Annotated in this window: 5 protein-coding genes; 4 read left to right on the top strand and 1 reads right to left on the bottom strand. The window is 61.9% G+C overall.

The annotated features are described in order from the left end of the window. From EN906_RS29280 to EN906_RS29270, 3 genes are all read left to right on the top strand, one after another. On the top strand, nt 1-1,241 hold a 1,241-nt coding region (locus EN906_RS29280), incomplete at its 5' end, for a methylmalonyl-CoA mutase family protein (protein WP_206529199.1). Nucleotides 1,242-1,311: 70 nt separating this feature from the next. Beyond that, nucleotides 1,312-1,533: an AbrB/MazE/SpoVT family DNA-binding domain-containing protein gene (locus EN906_RS29275; RefSeq protein ID WP_127269970.1), complete on the top strand. Its 222-nt coding sequence runs from the start codon at nt 1,312-1,314 to the stop codon at nt 1,531-1,533. Next, on the top strand, nt 1,530-1,919 hold the full coding sequence (locus tag EN906_RS29270) for a type II toxin-antitoxin system death-on-curing family toxin (protein ID WP_127269972.1): 390 nt from the start codon (nt 1,530-1,532) through the stop codon (nt 1,917-1,919). The genes EN906_RS29275 and EN906_RS29270 overlap by 4 nt, the downstream gene beginning before the upstream one ends. Here the strand turns inward: EN906_RS29270 and greA are convergent. Next, the gene (greA, locus tag EN906_RS29265; protein ID WP_127269974.1) at nt 1,916-2,389 is read right to left on the bottom strand and encodes a transcription elongation factor GreA; all 474 of its coding nucleotides are present in this window, start codon (nt 2,387-2,389) and stop codon (nt 1,916-1,918) included. The two genes, EN906_RS29270 and greA, sit on opposite strands and share 4 nt — an antisense overlap. 120 nt (nt 2,390-2,509) lie before the next feature. On the opposite strand from greA, the gene EN906_RS29260 reads away from it, so the two are divergent. Beyond that, nucleotides 2,510-2,930: glycosyl hydrolase family 28-related protein (locus EN906_RS29260; RefSeq protein WP_281060468.1), on the top strand; the 421-nt coding region annotated here is incomplete at its 3' end.

Genomic DNA, 2,930 nt, shown 5'->3' with positions numbered 1-2,930 from the left:
CGACCCTGATGCAGAAGAATTTTTCGCCCAAGGACGAGCGCTCGCTGTCGCTGCGCACCCATTGCCAGACTTCTGGCTGGTCGCTGACAGCGCAGGATCCCTACAACAACATTGTCCGCACCATGATCGAGGCGATGGCGGCAACGCAGGGCCACACCCAGTCGCTGCACACCAATTCCTTCGACGAGGCGATGGCGCTGCCGACCGACCACTCGGCGCGGATCGCCCGCAACACCCAGCTCATCCTCCAAAAGGAATCCGGCACCACGCGCATCATCGACCCGTGGGGCGGTTCGGCCTATCTCGAACGGCTGACGCATGATCTGGCGGCGCGCGCTCTTGCCCATATCGAGGAGGTCGAGGCGCTCGGCGGCATGGCGGCGGCGACCGAACAGGGCATTCCCAAGCTGCGCATCGAGGAAGCCGCCGCGCGCACGCAGGCGCGGATCGATTCCGGCGAGCAGATGCTGGTCGGCGTCAACGCCCATCGGCCCGAGACCGACATCGAGGTCGACGTGCTGAAGATCGACAATGCCGAGGTCAGGGCCCGGCAATTGTCGAAGCTGCAACGGCTGAAGGGCACGCGCGACGTCGCCGCCGTCGAAAGCGCGCTCGATGAGCTGACCCGTGCCGCGCAAGGCAATGAAAACCTGCTGGAATTCGCCATCCGAGCGGCGCGCGCCAATGCCACGGTCGGCGAGATTTCATTCGCGTTGGAAAGGGCGTTTGGGCGCCACGTCGCCACGGTACAGACCATTTCCGGGGTCTATCGGAAGGCGCTTGGCGATCATCCCGTGGTCGACGGTCTGCAGGACAAGCTTGACGCCTTCGAGAAGAAGACCGGCGGCAAGCCGCGCATCCTGGTCGCCAAGATGGGACAGGACGGCCACGACCGCGGCCAGAAGGTCATCGCCACGGCCTTCGCCGATCTCGGCTTCGACGTCACCGTCGGCGCGATGTTCCAGACACCGGAGGAGATCGCGAGACTAGCGGTTCAACAGGACGCCCACATCGTCAGCGCCTCGTCGCTGGCGGCGGGACATCTGACGCTGATCCCCGAACTGCGCGACGCGCTGAAAAAGCTCGGCCGCGGCGACATGCTGATCGTCGCCGGCGGCGTCATTCCACCGCAGGACTATGACGCGGTGCTGCAAGCCGGCGCTGCGGAAATCTTCCCACCGGGCACGGTCATTCCGGAGGCGGCGGATCGTTTGCTGGACCGGCTGCTGGCGGTCCGCTAGGCTTGTTATAATATCTGTTGCAACTTCTCGCCGGTCGAGTTATAATCGGCGTTGCAACAGGATATCTGTCATGAACACGACCATTCGCAAGATCGGTAATTCGGAAGGTGTGATCCTGCCCAAGGATCTGCTCGATCGTCTGAACATGAAGACAGGTGATCAGCTCCAGATCGTCGAAACGGACAAGGGCATTGCCCTTGAGCCGATGGACGACAGTTTCGAGCGGCAGATGGAAGCTGCTCGCAAGGTCATGGACAAATACAAGGTCGCGCTTCAGAAGCTCGCCGAATGAGCTGGGAGTTCCTTACCCGGCGTGCGGTTGAAGCGATGCACGCCGAGCAGTTGCGCAGGCATGGCGGTGCTCAAGGTTTGAGAGATGAAAATGCTCTCGAATCTGCGCTCGCGCGTGCCGAGAACAAGGCCAACTACGAAAACCCTTCGGTTGAAGACCTAGCAGCCGCCTATGTCTTCGGCATCGCAAGAAATCACGCCTTTGTCGACGGCAACAAGCGCACGGCCATAGTTGCAGCCGGTGCATTTTTGATCGTGAACGGCCATGTCCTGACAGCCGACAACGGCACGCTCTACGAATTCGTCATGGCCGTTGCTTCAGGCGAGATCGATGAAGCCGGAGCCGCGGCGTTCTTCCGCGACCATGTCGTCAAGATCGAGGATTAGCTCTCGGAAAGCTTGACGATTTCCCATTCCTTGCCGTTGACGCTGGCCAAGTCGCCGATCTTCTTGCCGAATAGGGCGACCGCCATCGGCGAAACATGCGAAATGCTACCCTTGGTGGGATCAGCCTCGTCTTCGCCGACAATTTTCCAGTGGACCTTCCTGCCGTCGTCGCCCTCGATCGTGACGCCCATGCCGAAGCGCACCACGTCGCTGCCCGGCTCCGGTACGGAGAGTTCGGCGCTTTCACGCCGGGCGGTCCAATAGCGCAGGTCGCGCGACACGACCGCGATGCGCTCGCGGTCGGCTTTGCGTTCGGCTTTTGCCAATATGTCGCGCAGATCGGCCAGATTCTCCTCGATCTGCGCCAAGCCGCGTTCCGTCACCAGATTGCGGTGGTGGCTGACTGGCCGTTCACCGACACCGGCAATGGCATTTTCGCTGTCTTCCTCGCGGGTGAAAGCTCTGCTCATTCCTTGAACTTAGGCGCGGAAAGGCTGCACGACAAGCCATCGTAGCGGCCTCGGTGGGAGAGACATAACGGCTGGCACGATTCCTGCGATATCAGGCTTGAACGCTGGGATTCTGTGCCGATGTTGAACAGACGAACGCTGCTGACCGGGACCGCAGGCTTTGCCGTTATGGGCCTTGCGCTCGGCAAGGCGGTGGCCGCAAGCTTGAGCGGCATCGAGAAAGCCTCGATGCGCGGCTCGATCAATGCCACAGAACTCGGCGTGCAGCCCGGCACATCAGACGATCAGAGCAAGGCCTTCGCCAAGCTGCTGCGTGACGCCAATGCCCGCGATATGCCGGTGTTCCTGCCGCCCGGGACTTATGTCGTCTCCAATCTCTCGCTGCCCGGCCGCGTGCGGCTTTCCGGCGTGCCGGGCGCGACGCGCGTCGTTTACGGCGGTGACGGCCACCTTTTCATGGCCGAACAGGCTGACCATATCGAACTCAGCGGTCTGGTCTTTGATGGTTCGAACCGCACGATGGGCGGTTACACGCAAGGGC

The sequence above is a fragment of the Mesorhizobium sp. M7A.F.Ca.CA.004.06.1.1 genome (genome assembly GCF_003999135.1).
In the GTDB taxonomy this organism is placed as follows: Bacteria; Pseudomonadota; Alphaproteobacteria; order Rhizobiales; family Rhizobiaceae; genus Mesorhizobium.
This window is presented reverse-complemented; position numbering and strand designations above follow the sequence as displayed.

Coding starts and splice junctions, on each gene's coding strand:
- EN906_RS29275 (WP_127269970.1), top strand. CDS start 1,312: ATGAACACGACCATTCGCAAGATCGGTAATTCGGAAGGTGTGATCCTG.
- EN906_RS29270 (WP_127269972.1), top strand. CDS start 1,530: ATGAGCTGGGAGTTCCTTACCCGGCGTGCGGTTGAAGCGATGCACGCC.
- greA (WP_127269974.1), bottom strand. CDS start 2,389: ATGAGCAGAGCTTTCACCCGCGAGGAAGACAGCGAAAATGCCATTGCC.